This window comes from Citrobacter sp. Igbk 14 (assembly GCF_028069825.1).
Taxonomy (GTDB): domain Bacteria; phylum Pseudomonadota; class Gammaproteobacteria; order Enterobacterales; family Enterobacteriaceae; genus Citrobacter.
In genome coordinates, this window is the sequence record NZ_JANEWM010000022.1 from 22,549 (window position 1) to 39,856 (window position 17,308).

At 53.7% G+C, this 17,308-nt stretch carries 10 protein-coding genes; 8 read left to right on the top strand and 2 right to left on the bottom strand.

All coding sequences use genetic code 11. The features are described from left to right. The first annotated feature begins 10 nt into the window (after window positions 1-10). Genes glgC through glgP form a run of 3 tightly spaced genes read left to right on the top strand, consistent with a single transcriptional unit; the run spans window position 11 to window position 5,206 of the window. Complete coding sequence (glgC, locus tag NNN64_RS10760; protein ID WP_271441378.1) at window positions 11-1,306, top strand: glucose-1-phosphate adenylyltransferase; 1,296 nt, start codon at window positions 11-13, stop codon at window positions 1,304-1,306. After that, window positions 1,306-2,739 carry a glycogen synthase GlgA gene (glgA, locus tag NNN64_RS10765; RefSeq protein WP_271441379.1) on the top strand — a complete coding sequence of 478 codons (1,434 nt, stop codon included), beginning with the start codon at window positions 1,306-1,308 and terminating at the stop codon, window positions 2,737-2,739. The genes glgC and glgA overlap by 1 nt, the downstream gene beginning before the upstream one ends. Window positions 2,740-2,758: 19 nt before the next feature. Further along, complete coding sequence (gene glgP / locus NNN64_RS10770; RefSeq protein WP_271441380.1) at window positions 2,759-5,206, top strand: glycogen phosphorylase; 2,448 nt, start codon at window positions 2,759-2,761, stop codon at window positions 5,204-5,206. Window positions 5,207-5,706: 500 nt separating this feature from the next. On the opposite strand, the gene glpD is transcribed toward glgP, so the two are convergent. Further along, a complete protein-coding gene (glpD, locus tag NNN64_RS10775; protein ID WP_271441381.1) occupies window positions 5,707-7,215 on the bottom strand; it encodes a glycerol-3-phosphate dehydrogenase in 1,509 nt (502 codons plus the stop codon). 202 nt (window positions 7,216-7,417) lie between these two features. On the opposite strand from glpD, the gene glpE reads away from it, so the two are divergent. From glpE to NNN64_RS10790, 3 genes are all read left to right on the top strand, one after another. After that, window positions 7,418-7,744: a thiosulfate sulfurtransferase GlpE gene (gene glpE, locus NNN64_RS10780; RefSeq protein ID WP_005121614.1), complete on the top strand. Its 327-nt coding sequence runs from the start codon at window positions 7,418-7,420 to the stop codon at window positions 7,742-7,744. Between the two features lie 75 nt (window positions 7,745-7,819). Further along, window positions 7,820-8,650, top strand: coding sequence for a rhomboid family intramembrane serine protease GlpG (gene glpG, locus NNN64_RS10785; protein WP_271441382.1), 831 nt, complete (start codon window positions 7,820-7,822; stop codon window positions 8,648-8,650). A 15-nt stretch (window positions 8,651-8,665) separates the two neighbouring features. Continuing rightward, a complete protein-coding gene (locus tag NNN64_RS10790; protein WP_003023499.1) occupies window positions 8,666-9,424 on the top strand; it encodes a DeoR/GlpR family transcriptional regulator in 759 nt (252 codons plus the stop codon). A 41-nt stretch (window positions 9,425-9,465) separates the two neighbouring features. Here NNN64_RS10790 and malT read toward each other — a convergent pair whose 3' ends face one another. Next, window positions 9,466-12,171 (bottom strand): HTH-type transcriptional regulator MalT, encoded by a 2,706-nt coding sequence (gene malT / locus NNN64_RS10795; protein ID WP_202037548.1) that lies wholly within the window; start codon window positions 12,169-12,171, stop codon window positions 9,466-9,468. A gap of 629 nt (window positions 12,172-12,800) precedes the next feature. Here malT and malP point away from each other — a divergent pair. Together malP and malQ are read left to right on the top strand one after the other, a co-directional pair. Next, window positions 12,801-15,194, top strand: coding sequence for a maltodextrin phosphorylase (malP, locus tag NNN64_RS10800; protein ID WP_271441383.1), 2,394 nt, complete (start codon window positions 12,801-12,803; stop codon window positions 15,192-15,194). 9 nt (window positions 15,195-15,203) lie between these two features. Beyond that, window positions 15,204-17,291, top strand: coding sequence for a 4-alpha-glucanotransferase (gene malQ, locus NNN64_RS10805; protein ID WP_271441384.1), 2,088 nt, complete (start codon window positions 15,204-15,206; stop codon window positions 17,289-17,291). Window positions 17,292-17,308: the final 17 nt, after the last annotated feature.

The window sequence follows — 17,308 nt, forward strand, 5'->3', positions numbered from 1 at the left end:
GGAGTTAGTCATGGTGAGTTTAGAGAAGAACGATCGTGTAATGTTGGCGCGCCAGCTGCCATTAAAATCTGTTGCCCTGATCCTGGCCGGTGGCCGCGGTACCCGCCTGAAAGATTTAACCAACAAACGTGCTAAGCCTGCCGTGCACTTTGGCGGTAAATTCCGCATTATTGATTTTGCCTTATCCAACTGCATTAACTCCGGGATCCGTCGTATTGGCGTGATCACGCAGTACCAGTCACATACCCTGGTGCAGCATATTCAGCGTGGCTGGTCATTCTTTAGCGAAGAGATGAATGAGTTTGTCGATCTGCTGCCCGCCCAGCAAAGGATGCAGGGCGAAAATTGGTATCGCGGCACGGCGGATGCGGTGACCCAAAACCTGGACATCATTCGACGCTACAAAGCGGAATATGTGGTGATCCTCGCAGGCGATCATATCTATAAGCAAGACTACTCACGCATGCTGATCGACCACGTTGAGAAAGGTGCACGTTGCACCGTTGCCTGTATGCCAGTGCCTATCGAAGAAGCCAGTGCGTTTGGAGTAATGGCTGTTGACGAAAACGAAAAAATTATCGAATTCGTTGAAAAACCAGCGAATCCGCCTGCTATGCCAGGTGACCCCACTAAATCTCTCGCCAGTATGGGGATCTACGTTTTTGACGCCGATTATCTGTATGAATTGCTGGCAGAAGATGACCTGAATGAAACCTCCAGCCACGATTTTGGTAAAGACCTGATCCCGAAAATCACCGAAGCTGGCATGGCTTATGCACACCCATTCCCGTTGTCCTGCGTGCAGTCTGATCCGGAATCCGAGCCATACTGGCGTGATGTGGGAACGCTGGAAGCCTACTGGAAGGCGAACCTCGATCTGGCCTCGGTAACGCCTGAACTGGACATGTATGACCAGAACTGGCCAATCCGTACACATATGGAATCACTGCCGCCAGCGAAATTCGTGCAGGACCGTTCCGGTAGCCACGGAATGACGCTGAACTCGCTGGTTTCCGGTGGCTGTATTATTTCCGGTTCGGTGGTGGTGCAGTCCGTACTGTTCCCGCGAGTGCGGGTGAATTCTTTCTGTAACATTGATTCGGCAGTGTTGTTACCTGAAGTCTGGGTTGGACGTTCGTGCCGCTTACGTCGTTGCATTATCGATCGCGCCTGCGTCATTCCTGAGGGCATGGTGATTGGCGAAAATGCGGAAGAAGATGCTCGTCGCTTCTACCGCTCAGAGGAAGGCATTGTGCTGGTCACGCGTGAAATGCTACGCAAACTGCAAATCAAACAGGAGCGATAATGCAGGTTTTACACGTTTGTTCAGAGATGTTCCCCCTGTTAAAAACCGGGGGACTGGCGGATGTTATTGGGGCGTTACCTGCGGCACAAATTGCGGACGGCGTGGATGCCCGCGTGTTGCTTCCGGCGTTTCCTGATATTCGTCGCGGCATTCCTGATGCACAGGTCGTGACGCGTCGGGATACCTTCGCCGGACGGATAACGCTGTTGTTTGGCCATTACAACGGCGTCGGCATTTATCTGATTGATGCGCCGCATCTCTATGACCGTCCCGGCAGCCCGTATCACGATACGAACCTGTTTGCTTACTCCGATAACGTACAACGTTTTGCGCTGCTCGGCTGGGTAGGCTGTGAAATGGCCTGTGGGCTTGATCCATTCTGGCGCCCGGATGTGGTGCATGCGCATGACTGGCACGCTGGCCTGGCGCCGGCGTATCTGGCGGCGCGCGGCCATCCGGCGAAATCGGTGTTCACCGTACACAACCTGGCGTATCAAGGCATGTTTTATGCAAAGCATATGGATGACATCCAATTGCCATGGTCGTTCTTTAATGTGCACGGACTGGAGTTTAACGGGCAGATTTCATTCCTGAAGGCCGGTTTGTACTACGCCGACCATATTACGGCGGTGAGTCCGACCTACGCACGGGAAATTACCGAGCCGCAGTTTGCCTATGGCATGGAAGGGTTGTTGCAACAGCGTCATCGTGAGGGGCGTCTTTCCGGCGTACTGAACGGTGTTGATGAAAAAATCTGGAGCCCGGAAACCGATCTGTTATTGGCATCGCGGTATACCCGTGACTCGCTGGAAGAGAAGGCCGAGAACAAACGGCAGCTACAGATTGCGATGGGACTTAAGGTTAACGATAAAGTGCCGCTGTTTGCTGTTGTGAGCCGTCTGACCAGTCAAAAAGGGCTGGATCTGGTGCTGGAAGCGCTGCCTGGGTTGTTAGAGCAGGGCGGACAACTGGCGTTGCTCGGCGCGGGCGATCCGGTATTGCAGGAAGGGTTCTTAGCGGCGGCCGCGGAACATCCAGGCCAGGTTGGCGTGCAGATTGGTTATCACGAGGCCTTCTCGCATCGCATCATGGGCGGGGCCGATGTGATATTGGTGCCCAGCCGTTTTGAGCCGTGCGGCTTAACGCAATTGTATGGACTGAAGTACGGCACGTTGCCGCTGGTGCGGCGTACCGGTGGGCTGGCTGATACGGTGTCTGATAGTTCGCTGGAGAACCTGGCGGACGGTATCGCCAGTGGGTTTGTATTTGAAGATAGTAATGCCTGGTCGCTGCTACGGGCGATCCGGCGTGCTTTCGTATTGTGGTCCCGGCCTTCACTTTGGCGGTTCGTACAACGTCAGGCCATGACCATGGATTTTAGCTGGCAAGTCGCGGCGAAGTCTTACCGTGAGCTTTACTATCGCTTGAAATAGATATCCAGGAATCACCTATATGAATGCTCCATTTACTTATGCATCGCCCACACTCAGCGTAGAGGCACTTAAGCATTCTATTGCCTACAAGCTGATGTTCACGATTGGTAAAGACCCGGTCATTGCCAATAAACATGAGTGGCTGAACGCCACATTGTTCGCGGTGCGCGATCGTCTCGTGGAGCGCTGGCTGCGTTCTAATCGTGCGCAATTATCCCAGGAAACTCGCCAGGTCTATTACCTGTCTATGGAGTTCCTGATTGGCCGCACGCTTTCCAATGCACTGTTATCATTGGGTATTTATGATGATGTCAAAAATGCGCTGGAAGGCATGGGGCTGGATCTTGAAGATCTGATTGACGAAGAGAATGACCCTGGTCTTGGTAACGGCGGCCTTGGTCGTCTGGCGGCCTGCTTCCTTGACTCTCTGGCAACGCTGGGCCTGCCGGGACGCGGTTACGGTATTCGCTATGACTACGGGATGTTCAAACAGAACATTGTCGATGGCCGACAGAAAGAGTCGCCGGACTACTGGCTGGAATACGGTAACCCGTGGGAATTTAAACGCCACAATACGCGTTACAAAGTGCGTTTTGGTGGGCGTATTCAGCAGGAAGGCAAGAAAACGCGCTGGATTGAGACCGAAGAGATCCTCGCGGTGGCGTATGACCAGATTATCCCTGGTTACGACACAGACGCCACCAACACGTTGCGTCTGTGGAATGCGCAGGCCAGTAGCGAAATCAACCTCGGTAAATTCAATCAGGGCGACTACTTTGCGGCGGTGGAAGATAAAAACCATTCCGAGAACGTTTCCCGCGTGCTGTATCCGGATGACTCCACCTATTCGGGACGCGAGCTGCGCTTGCGTCAGGAGTATTTCCTGGTCTCCGCCACGGTGCAGGACATTCTGAATCGTCATTATCAACTGCACAAAACCTACGATAATCTGGCAGATAAAATTGCTATTCACCTCAATGACACCCATCCGGTGCTGTCGATTCCTGAGCTGATGCGTCTGCTGATTGATGAGCACAAGTTTAGCTGGGACGATGCCTTTGAGGTGTGCTGTCAGGTCTTCTCGTATACCAACCATACGCTGATGAGCGAGGCGCTGGAAACCTGGCCGGTGGATATGCTGGGTAAAATTCTGCCGCGCCACCTGCAAATTATCTTTGAGATTAACGATTACTTCCTGAAAACGCTGCAGGAGCAGTATCCGAACGATACGGGTCTGTTGGGGCGTACTTCGATCATTGATGAGTCGAACGGCCGTCGCGTGCGTATGGCGTGGCTGGCAGTCGTGGTGAGCCACAAAGTTAACGGTGTGTCGGAGTTGCACTCTAACCTGATGGTACAGTCGCTGTTTGCTGATTTTGCAAATATCTTCCCAACCCGTTTTTGCAACGTTACCAATGGTGTGACACCGCGTCGTTGGCTGGCGCTGGCGAACCCGCCGCTTTCCAATGTGCTGGATGAGAACATTGGCCGTACCTGGCGCACCGATCTCAGTCAGCTCAGCGAACTGGAACAACACTGCGATTTCCCGCTGGTGAACCAGGCGGTGCGTCATGCGAAGCTGGAGAACAAAAAGCGCCTGGCGACGCTCATCGCACAGCAGCTGAATGTGGTGGTGAATCCGAAATCGCTGTTTGATGTGCAGATCAAGCGTATTCACGAGTACAAGCGTCAGTTGATGAACGTGCTGCATGTGATTACCCGCTACAACCGCATTAAGGCCGATCCTGATGCCGAGTGGGTGCCGCGTGTGAATATTTTTGCCGGTAAGGCGGCTTCGGCTTATTACATGGCGAAGCACATCATTCACCTGATTAACGATGTCGCGAAAGTGATCAATAACGATCCGCAGATTGGCGATAAGCTGAAGGTGGTGTTTATTCCTAACTACAGCGTCAGCCTGGCACAGGTGATTATTCCTGCCGCCGACCTGTCTGAGCAGATCTCACTGGCCGGAACCGAAGCCTCCGGGACCAGTAATATGAAATTTGCTCTCAACGGTGCGCTGACCATCGGGACGCTGGACGGCGCTAACGTTGAGATGCTGGAGCATGTGGGCGCAGAAAATATCTTTATCTTCGGGAATACGGCGGAAGAGGTCGAGGCTTTACGCAGCCAGGGCTACAAGCCGCGTGAGTATTACGAGAAAGATGAAGAGCTGCACCAGGTGCTGACGCAAATTGGCAGTGGCGTATTCAGCCCCGAGGAGCCGGGACGCTACCGTGACCTGGTGGACTCACTGATTAACTTTGGTGACCACTATCAGGTGCTGGCGGACTATCGCAGCTACGTTGATTGCCAGGACAAAGTTGACGAACTGTATCGCCACCCGGAAGAGTGGACCACGAAGTCGATGATAAATATCGCCAATATGGGCTACTTCTCATCGGACAGGACGATCAAAGAGTACGCCGAGAACATCTGGCATATTGATTCGGTGCGGTTGTAACACACGATGCCGGGGGCGCTTCGCTTGCCCGGCCTACATTTATCTACTCTTGTAGGCCAGATAAGGCGCTAGCCGCCATCCGGCAAAATGCCTGGGGGCGCTTCGCTTGCCCGGCCTACGTTTATCTACTCTTGTAGGCCGGATAAGGCGTTAGCCGCCATCCGGCAAAATGCCCGGGGCGCTTCGCTTGCCCGGCCTACGTTTATCTACTTTTGTAGGCCGGATAAGGCGTTAGCCGCCATCCGGCAAAATGCCTGGGGGCGCTTCGCTTGCCCGGCCTACGTTTATCTACTCTTGTAGGCCGGATAAGGCGCTAGCCGCCATCCGGCAAAATGCCTGGGGGCGCTTCGCTTGCCCGGCCTACATTTATCTACTCTTGTAGGCCGGATAAGGCGCTAGCCGCCATCCGGCAAAATGCCCGGGGGCGCTTCGCTTGCCCGGCCTACATTTATCTACTCTTGTAGGCCGGATAAGGCGTTAGCCGCCATCCGGCATTTTTATCAGGAGGCCAGAGATAGCTGGTGTTTCTCAACGTATTCTGCCAGCCACTGTGTCATGCGGGACTGCTGTTCGGCATTTAGCCACATCCCTTCTTTCGTACGACGCCACAGTGCATCTTCTGCACGGCGAACCCACTCGTGCTCGACCAGGTATTTCAGCTCGGCTTCATAGAATTCATGGCCAAAGTCTTCGCCCAACTCGGCAACCGAAGTCGCTTCGCCGATGATCCATTCCGTGTTGCTGCCATAGGTGCGAGAATAATGGCGCGCCAGCGACTCGGTCAGGAACGGATAGCGACGGCGCAGTTTTGCCGCGTAATCCTCACGATCGCCACCAATATCGCCGCCTGGCAGGATGCACTCTTTGGTCCATGCTGGCCCAATGCCCTGATAGTAAGACGACAGTTTTTCCATCGCGTGTTCGGCCAGTTTACGGTAGGTCGTCAACTTGCCGCCGAAGACGGACAACAGCGGAGCTTTGCCGTTTTCATCATGGATATCCAACGTGTAATCACGGGTGATAGCCTGTGGTGAGTCTGATTCGTCATCGCACAGCGGACGCACACCTGAATAGGTCCAGACGATATCGTCACGGCCCAGCTGTTTCTTAAAGTGAGCGTTGTAGACTTTCAGCAGGTAATTGATTTCGCTTTCATCAATTTTCACTGCTTTTGGATCGCCTTTGTACTCCACGTCGGTCGTCCCGATAATCGAGAACTCATCCATCCATGGGATAACAAACACAATACGTTTATCTTCGTTTTGCAGGATGTACGCCTGCTTCTGGGTATGCACGCGCGGCACCACAATGTGGCTGCCTTTAATCAGGCGGATACCGTATGGTGATGGCAGGTGCATGCCGTCGTCGAAGAACTCTTTTACCCACGGGCCGGTGGCGTTTACCAGACCGCGCGCCTGCCAGGTGTGTTTTTTACCGGTATCGATATCTTCAGCTTCAACAACCCACAGACCGTTTTCACGGCGAGCGGAGGTTGCGCGGGTACGGGTTAATACTTCCCCACCTTTACGCACCACCATTTGGGCGTTTGCCAAAACCAGACGTGCATCGTCTACCCAGCAGTCAGAATATTCGAAACCGCGCACAATCTCGGGTTTCATTACGGAATCCGCGCCAAAACGCAAACCGGTCGAGCCCGGCAAACTGGTGCGTTTGCCCAGATGATCGTACATAAACAGACCAATACGGATCATCCATGCCGGACGCAGGTGCGGGCGGTGGGGCAGGCGAAAGCGCATTGGGAAGGCGATATGCGGTGCCATTTTCAACAGCACTTCACGTTCGGCCAGCGCTTCGCTAACCAGGCGGAATTCGTAGTGTTCCAGGTAGCGCAGGCCACCGTGGATGAGTTTGGAACTGGCGGAGGAGGTCGCGCAGGCTAAATCCTGTGCTTCCAGCATCAGCACGGATAAACCGCGTCCAGCGGCATCTGCCGCGATACCGGCACCGTTGATGCCTCCACCTATCACAATCAGATCTTTGGTTTCCATGCTGGCCTCTCGCACTTTCGTTATAGCTCATTAATGTTCGTTATCGAGCATAATAGCAAAGAATCGCGCCATTGGTAACATCGGATAAACAATTTACAGTGATACATATAACATTATGGCGTTTACCTGCTCAGGCAACGTACACTGGAGGGTAATATTGGTTACCTGCCAGAACATAAGTAGAACTTAAAAAGAGAACACCATGGATCAGTTTGAATGTATCAATGTCGAAGAAGCCCATCAGAAACTACTGCACGGAATGGCGGTGCTGGTGGATATTCGCGATCCGCAAAGTTATGCGATGGGTCACGCGCCCCAGGCGTTTCATCTGACGAACGATACGCTGGGGACGTTTATGCGTGACCACGATTTCGATACCGCCGTGATGGTGATGTGCTATCACGGCAACAGCAGTAAAGGTGCGGCGCAGTATCTGCTTCAGCAAGGTTATGATGCGGTTTACAGCGTCGACGGCGGCTTTGATGCCTGGCATCGACATTTTCCGGCAGAAGTGACGTTTGGTTCGTAAGCTAACAAAGATGCAGCCTGAAACAGGCTGGGTCTATATACTGTCCTCTTTTGTGTGGATGAAGCGACAGCAACAATGTTGATGATTACCTCTTTTGCTAACCCCCGCGTGGCGCAGGCGTTTGTTGATTACATGGCGACACAGGGCGTTATTCTGACGATTCAACAACATCAGCAAACGGATGTCTGGCTGGCGGATGAGTCCCAGGCCGAGCGCGTGCGGGCTGAACTGGCGCGTTTTCTGGAGAATCCGGGCGATCCGCGTTATCTGGCGGCAAGCTGGCAGTCGGGCCAGACCGACAGTGGTTTGCGCTATCAACGCTATCCGTTTCTTGCCACGTTACGCGAACGTGCGGGGCCGGTGACCTGGGCGGTGATGGCCGCGTGTGTGCTGGTGTTTATCGCGATGAATGTGATGGGTGACCAGGCGGTTATGCTCTGGCTGGCATGGCCGTTTGATCCTACGCTGAAATTTGAATTCTGGCGTTATTTCACCCACGCGTTTATGCACTTCTCTCTGATGCACATTCTGTTCAACCTGTTGTGGTGGTGGTATCTCGGCGGTGCGGTTGAAAAGCGTCTGGGTAGTGGAAAACTGATTGTTATTACCGTGATCAGCGCCCTGTTGAGCGGCTATGTTCAGCAGAAATTTAGCGGCCCGTGGTTTGGTGGGTTGTCTGGCGTGGTATATGCGCTGATGGGCTATGTGTGGTTGCGCGGCGAGCGTGATCCGCAAAGCGGTATTTTCCTGCAGCGTGGTTTGATTATCTTTGCTTTGATCTGGATTGTTGCCGGCTGGTTTGATCTATTCGGCATGTCGATGGCGAATGGCGCTCATATCGCCGGGTTGGCCGTGGGTCTGGCAATGGCGTTTGCCGATACTATTCATGTGCGAAAACGAACGTAATTTCAGGGAACAATAATGAAGCAAACACAACGACATGACGCGATCATCGAGCTGGTAAAAAAACAGGGATATGTCAGCACCGAAGAGCTGGTGGAGCATTTCTCCGTCAGCCCACAAACGATTCGCCGGGATCTCAACGATCTGGCCGATCAGAACATGATTCTGCGCCATCATGGCGGCGCAGCGTTGCCGTCCAGTTCTGTGAATACCCCGTGGCATGACCGTAAGGCGACACAGACGGCGGAAAAAGAGCGTATTGCCCGTAAAGTTGCCACGCAGATCCCGAACGGCTCCACGCTGTTTATCGACATTGGCACCACGCCGGAAGCGGTCGCTCATGCGCTGCTTAATCACAGCAACCTGCGCATTGTGACCAACAATCTCAATGTGGCGAATACGCTGATGGCAAAAGAGGACTTCCGCATTATTCTGGCCGGTGGCGAACTGCGAAGCCGCGATGGTGGGATTATGGGCGAAGCGACCCTCGACTTTATTTCACAGTTTCGTCTGGACTTTGGCATCTTAGGGATAAGCGGTATCGACAGCGATGGTTCGCTGCTGGAGTTTGATTATCACGAAGTTCGCACCAAACGCGCCATTATTGAGAATTCACGTCATGTGATGCTGGTGGTGGATCATTCGAAGTTTGGTCGTAATGCGATGGTGAACATGGGCAGTATCAGCATGGTCGATGCGGTATATACCGACACGCTGCCGCCTGCTGGCGTGATGCAGGTCATTGCTGACCATCATATCCAGTTAGAGCTGTGCTAAGCGAATTCCAGGCCTGATACGCGTAGCGCATCAGGCGTTAACTAAACGCCATACCCCATCATTTTCAGCAGCTTCTGCGCATGTTGCACCGCATCCTGGCGGTGCGCCACGCCAAGCTTTTGGTACAAGTTGCGGATATGCGTCTTAATGGTCGTCGCAGCAACAGCCAGCTCACCGGCAATCTGCTCGTTGCTGTAGCCAGAATAAATCAGACCGAGAACCTGCCATTCACGTTGGGTCAGCGGGCTGGTACGGATCAGCTCCGGGACGTCCGGGTGGGTGAGCAGGCGTTCAACGAACCCTTCATCAAAGTGGGCGAATTTGTGGCGGTGATGCTGGTTAATCTCGCGCAAAATACGCTGCGCACGATGCTGCTCAAGTTCCGGTAATGTGTTGAGCTGAATCAGCTGGCGTAGCTGCTGCGCCATGGCCTCGCCTTCGATCACAAAGTGGCTGATGAACCCGGTGCGGTTCGCCAGTTGCAGGGCATCGAGCAACACCCGCTGTGCATCATTTTTACGCCCCGCTTGCCAGTACAACTGGTTAAGCAGCAGCAGGTTACGGTTAAGATCGCTCATCAGGCGCAGGTTACGCGCATTTTCGTTTAGTTCTTCCAGCACAATTTCTGCCGGTTCAAACTCACCCAGCAGGATCTGCGCGCGGGCGATGTTACGCCACTGGCTTTGCAGGAAGTGGTTGTTAGCGAATTCTGGTTTCGGCGTGTGGCGCAGCCAGTTGGCGGCGGAGTTTTTGTCACCGACCATTTGCCAGTAAATGACGCGCACTTTATCGGCGTTGGAGATCCAGTCGCTGTGATAGTGGCCGTTGCCCAGCAGGTTTTCCAGACGGTTAAGCAGGCTGCGAGCGTTGTCCAAATCGCCCCGCGCCAGCGAACACTGAACCAGCAGCGCCAGGCACTGAAGCTGTTGCTGCGGCTGGAAGGTTGCAAGCAGTTCAATGCCGCTGCGGGCAGAGGCCTCTGATTCATCCAGACGCGCCCATGCCCACAGGAGTTGCGCCCGTATACGCACCAGAAATTCGTGCATCGGCAGCTGTTCCAGATGCTGCTCTTTAATCAGCTGGAACGCTTTTTCCTGTGTCTCCCAGGCGGCCTGTAAAAAGCCCTGGGCAAATAAAATTTCGCTTTGTTGGATCAGACTCCACAGCGCGTAATGCCAGACGTCATGATGACGCGCCATTTGCTCTGTTTGCTGCATCAACGCCAGAGAACGCGTGAGGTCGCCTTTACAGTGCAGGACTTCACCGTGCACTGACGTGGCAACGATACGACTATAAAACCAGGCAATCGGTAATTCATCCAGTGCCAGTTTTGCCAGACGTTCTGCCTCGTCCGGGTTGCCGTCGTTAATCGCTACCTGCGCACGCAAAGCGTTAAATTCGGCATGTAGCGTCTGTTCCATATCGCCTTTCATTTCCTGCTCTGCGCGAGCCAGCAGGGTGTTAACTTCGCTGTAGCGGTGTTGGCTTTGCATCAGCCAGGCCTGCAGCAGCACCAGGCGTGGATTTTCCAGCAGGCTTTCCCACGGCAGAGCTTTCAATGATTCTTCAAGTAATGCCAATTCGCTGTGGTTAAACAGTCCCCACGCATGGTTAAGCAGAATATCGCGCAGCATATGGGCGTCACCTGCCGCCAGCGCGTGGTGGATGGCTTCCGTCGGAAAACCTTGCGCCATCCAGCTTTCAGCGGCGGCGCGGTGTATTTCAGGAAGTTCGGTAGCTAACTCCCACTGACAACGCTGGCGTAAAAAGCTGCCAAATAGCGGGTGATAGCTAAACCATTCGCCGACATCATCCATCCGCTGCAGGAATAATCCCTGCCGCTCAATTTCCTCCAGCCGCATTTGGCCGTTTTCTTCGCCCGTGACCCGAACAATCAGCGCATCGTTCATCGAGCGCAGGATGGCGCTTTTTAGCAGGAAATGGCGGGTTCCGATATCGACGCTGTCCAGGACTTCATCGACCAGATAATCGGATAAATGGCTGGCGTTGATACCGGCCAGACGTCGTGCCGACTGGTGGGCAGAATGGTTGTTCTGACGGGCAGATAAGGCGATCAGCTGTAACGCCGTGGCCCAGCCTGCAACGTCATCGCACATGCGGCTACTTTCCGCAGCCTCAATCGGGGAGGACAGGCGGCGGTCAAAAAATTGTTTGGCTTCCTGGTGGTTAAAGGCCAGCTGCTGGCTGCCGATTTCCAGCAGTTGATCGCGTACGCGCAGGTTGGCAATGCCCAGTTGCGGTAGGTTACGCGACAGCACGACTAACGTCAGATTTTCCGGCTGATGGCGCAGGAAAAAACGCATTGCTTCGTGGATGGCTGGATTGGAGATCAGATGATAATCATCCACGACCAGATAGAGTGGACGATGCCACTCCGCCAGTTCAATGAACAGCTGGGCAAACAGTGAGGTCAGGCTGGCATACTGGCGTTTTTGCACCATGGCTTCGCTGGTGGTGCAGTGCCCACCGGTCGCCTGTTGGATTGCCGCAATCAAATAGCTGGCGAAGCGCTCTTGCTGGTTATCGCCTTCATCCAGAGAGTACCAGCCTAATTCGTTCTTCCCCGCCGCCCATTGTGAAACAAGCGTTGTTTTTCCATAACCAGCAGGACTTGTTATCAGGGCAAGCCTGAAATTGTTCGCGCCGGAAAGTTTAGCCAGCAGGCGCTCACGAACCACCGTATGGTCGAGTCGAACCGGACGACTTAATTTAGACGGAATCAACATAAGTTAGTCACTTCACTGTGTGAATATGGGGGAAAACGATTTTTTTTGCGCTTCGTAATTAATAGATATAAGGTCGGCCAGATCGGGATTTATTGCAAGCTAAGCGGACTTTTTGTGTGTCTGATTTTGCACTATGTCACAAATCTATACATCTATTGCAATAATTGTTTTAAAGAGTCGCAACAGGCATGGTGACTGGATCCAGCGTTATTTTTACGGGGTGGAACAATTCCTCTTTTTTAATGTGGCTACTGTGGCGATGAATAAAAATCGATGAATTTTGTGCTCGACTTAAAACTTTCATGTGAAATATCTCAAGCAGAATATGTATTTCAGGTTAGAAACTATTTCTTCGTTTACATATTTTTTCTAAATGTCATCTTCCTGTTTGATATTGTCTGGATAATCTCTTTTGATTAATGCGAAAACCGCGATGCATTTCAGAGGGTATGCGGATAACCTGCGTATTTATCGGCCATAACACCCCCTCTTAAAGTGGCGGCGATCACATTTTAACGCTCATCCCCGCTCCTCCTCCCTGTCTAATCCCTGGCAGGATGAGGAAGGTCAACAACGAGCCTGGCAAACTAGCGATAACGTTGTTTATTACCTAAGGACCTGGAATCCCTATGTCACAGCCTACTTTCAACAAAGATCAATTTCAGGCTGCCCTGACACGTCAGTGGCAGCGCTTCGGTTTATCGTCGGCTCACGAAATGACGTCGCGCCAGTGGTGGCAGGCCGTGAGTGGGGCGTTGGCTGAATTACTCAGTGCCCAGCCTGCGGTGAAACCGGCAAAAAATCAGCGTCATGTTAACTACATCTCAATGGAGTTTTTGATTGGTCGTCTGACGGGGAACAACTTGCTCAATCTGGGCTGGTATCAGGCGGTGAGCGACGAGCTGAAAGCACACGACATCAACCTGACCGACTTGCTGGAAGAAGAAACCGATCCGGCGTTGGGGAACGGAGGGCTGGGTCGTCTGGCCGCGTGTTTCCTCGATTCGATGGCAACGGTTGGCCAGTCGGCGACGGGTTACGGCCTCAACTATCAGTACGGTTTGTTCCGTCAGTCATTTGCTGATGGTCAACAGATGGAAGCGCCGGATGACTGGCATCGCGGCAGCTACCCGTGGTTTCGCCACAATGAAGCACTGGATGTGCAAGTCGGCATTGGCGGCAAGGTCACCAAAGACGGGCGCTGGGAGCCGGGATTCACCATCACCGGTCAGGCCTGGGACCTGCCGGTACTGGGCTACCGCAACGGCGTGGCACAACCTCTACGTCTGTGGCAGGCCACTCATGCGCACCCGTTTAACCTGACCAAATTTAATGACGGTGATTTCCTGCGTGCGGAACAGCAGGGGATCGACGCCGAAAAACTCACTAAAGTGTTGTACCCAAACGATAACCATACGGCAGGTAAAAAGCTGCGCCTGATGCAGCAGTACTTCCAGTGTGCCTGCTCCGTAGCAGACATTCTGCGCCGTCATCATCTGGCGGGACGTAAACTGCACGAACTGGCCGACTACGAAGTTATTCAACTGAACGACACCCACCCGACTATTGCGATCCCTGAACTGCTGCGCGTGCTGATCGATGAGCATCAGATGAGCTGGGACGATGCATGGGCGATCACCAGCAAGACGTTTGCTTACACCAACCATACTCTGATGCCTGAAGCGCTTGAGTGCTGGGATGAGAAGCTGGTGAAGGCGCTGCTGCCGCGTCATATGCAAATCATCAAAGAGATTAATGACCGCTTTAAGAAACTGGTCGATAAAACCTGGCCAGGCGATGCCGCCGTTTGGGCGAAGCTGGCGGTGGTGCACAACAAACAAGTGCGCATGGCGAATATGTGCGTAGTCAGCGGCTTTGCGGTTAATGGTGTGGCAGCGCTGCACTCTGATCTGGTGGTGAAAGATCTGTTCCCGGAATACCACCAGCTGTGGCCGAACAAATTCCATAATGTGACTAACGGAATTACCCCGCGTCGTTGGATCAAGCAGTGCAACCCGGCGCTTGCAGCGCTGCTGGATAAGTCGCTGAAAAAAGAGTGGGCCAACGATTTAGACCAACTGATTAACCTGGAAAAATACGCCGACGATGCGAAATTCCGTCAGCAGTACCGCGATATCAAGCTGGCGAACAAAGAACGGCTGGTGAAGTTTATTAAAGCGCGTACCGGTATTGAGATAACGACTAACGCTATCTTTGATATTCAGATCAAGCGCCTGCATGAGTACAAACGCCAGCACCTGAACCTGTTGCATATTCTGGCATTGTACAAAGAAATCCGTGAAAACCCGCAGACGGATCGCGTACCGCGCGTATTCCTGTTTGGGGCGAAAGCGGCTCCGGGTTACTACCTGGCGAAGAACATCATTTTCGCCATTAACAAGGTAGCGGAAACCATCAATAACGACCCGAAAGTTGGCGATAAGCTGAAGGTCGTGTTCCTGCCGGATTACTGCGTCTCGGCGGCGGAAATGCTGATCCCGGCGGCGGATATCTCCGAGCAGATCTCGACGGCGGGCAAAGAGGCCTCCGGCACCGGTAACATGAAACTGGCGCTGAACGGCGCGTTAACGGTGGGTACGCTGGATGGCGCTAACGTCGAAATCGCTGAGAAGGTGGGTGATGAGAATATCTTTATCTTTGGCCACACGGTGGAAGAGGTGAAGGCGCTGAAAGCGAAAGGCTATGACCCGGTGAAATGGCGTAAGAAAGACAAAGTGCTGGATGCGATTCTGAAGGAGCTTGAAAGCGGTAAATACAGCGACGGCGATAAACATGCTTTTGACCAGATGCTGCACAGTATAGGTAAGCAGGGCGGTGACCCGTATCTGGTGATGGCGGACTTCGCGGCCTACGTTGAAGCCCAGAAGCAAGTTGATGTGTTGTACCGTGACCAGGATGCCTGGACGCGGGCGGCGATCCTGAATACCGCGCGCTGCGGCATGTTCAGTTCAGACCGCTCAATCCGCGATTATCAGGCTCGTATCTGGCAGGCGAAACGCTAAGGAATCGCGATGGAAAGCAAACGTCTGGATAATGCCGCGCTGGCGGCGGGGATCAGCCCCAATTACATTAACGCTCACGGCAAACCGCAGTCTATTGGTGCCGAAACCAAGCGGCGTTTGCTTGAAGCCATGCATCGCACCACCGCCGCCACGCAGGTGGCGGTGACGCCGGTGCCCAATGTCATGGTGTATACCGCGGGTAAGAAAATGCCACTGGCGGTTGAAGGTTGCGGGGAGTTTAGCTGGCTGCTGACCACTGAAGATGGTGTGCAGCACAAAGGGCATGCCACCGGCGGCAAATCTTTTCACCTTCCGACGAAACTGCCGGAGGGCTATCACACGCTGACATTGACGCAGGGCGAGCTGCGCACTCACTGTCGCGTCATTGTGGCGCCAAAACGCTGCTATGAACCGCAGGCGCTGCTGGAGGGGCAAAAACTGTGGGGCGCGTGCGTTCAGCTCTACACCCTGCGTTCAGAGAAAAACTGGGGGATTGGCGACTTTGGCGATCTCCGTACCATGCTGGTGGACGTGGCGAAACGCGGAGGGGCGTTTATCGGTCTTAATCCGATTCATGCGTTGTATCCGGCGAATCCGGAGAGCGCCAGCCCGTACAGTCCGTCTTCGCGTCGCTGGTTGAACGTCATTTATATCGACGTCAACGCAGTGGAGGATTTTCATCTAAGCAAAGAGGCGCAAAGCTGGTGGCTGAAACCCACAACTCAGCAAGCCCTGCAACGTGCGCGGGATGCCGAATGGGTTGATTATTCTGCCGTTACCGCACTGAAGATGACCGCGCTGCGCATGGCGTGGAAAGGCTTCTCCGCTCGTGATGATGAGCAGATGGCGGCATTTCGCCAGTTTGTGACTCAGGAAGGCGACAGTCTGTACTGGCAGGCAGCCTTTGATGCGCTGCATGCGCATCAGGTGAAAGAGGATACGTTGCGCTGGGGATGGCCGGTATGGCCGGAAGCTTTCCAGTCGGTAGATTCGCCGGAGGTCAAACAGTTCTGCGCAGAGCATCGTGACGAGGTGGATTTCTACCTGTGGCTGCAGTGGCTGGCGTATACCCAATTTGCGGATTGCTGGGAAACCAGTCAGGGCTTTGCCATGCCGATTGGGTTGTATCGTGATCTGGCAGTTGGTGTGGCAGAAGGTGGGTCAGAGACCTGGTGTGACCGTGAACTGTATTGTCTGAAAGCCTCCGTTGGTGCGCCGCCGGATATTCTTGGGCCGCTTGGGCAAAACTGGGGGCTGCCGCCGATGGATCCGCACATCATCACGGCACGGGCCTACGAACCGTTTATCGAACTGCTGCGTGCCAATATGCAGAACTGCGGCGCGTTGCGTATCGATCATGTGATGTCGATGCTGCGCCTGTGGTGGATCCCCTACGGAGAGACTGCCGATCACGGCGCCTACGTCCATTATCCGGTTGATGACCTACTCTCTATTCTGGCGCTGGAAAGTAAACGCCATCACTGTATGGTGATTGGTGAAGATCTGGGTACTGTGCCGGTAGAGATTGTCAGCAAACTGCGTGATAGCGGTGTGTATTCCTACAAGGTGCTCTATTTTGAGAATGACCATGAGAAGAATTTCCGCGCACCAAAAGCGTACCCGGAACAATCAATGGCAGTCGCGGCGACGCATGACCTTCCTACGCTTAAAGGCTATTGGGACAGCGGCGACCTGACGTTGGGTAAAGCGCTGGGGCTGTATCCGGATGAGGTTGTGCTGCGGGGGTTGTATCAGGACCGGGAACTGGCCAAGCAGGGGTTGCTGGATGCGCTGCATAAGTACGGTTGTCTGCCAAAACGTGCCGGGCATAAGGCATCGCTGATGTCGATGACGCCGATCCTCAATCGCGGGATGCAGCGTTATATCGCCGACAGCAACAGTGCACTTCTGGGTCTACAGCCTGAAGACTGGCTGGATATGGCGGAACCAGTCAATATTCCGGGCACCAGCGATCAGTACAAAAATTGGCGGCGTAAGCTTACCGCCACGCTTGAACAGATGTTTGCCAATGAAGGGGTGAACAAGCTGATTAAGGATTTGGACAGACGGCGAAAAGCGGCTGCGAAGAAAAAGTAAAAATGCCGGGGATTTCC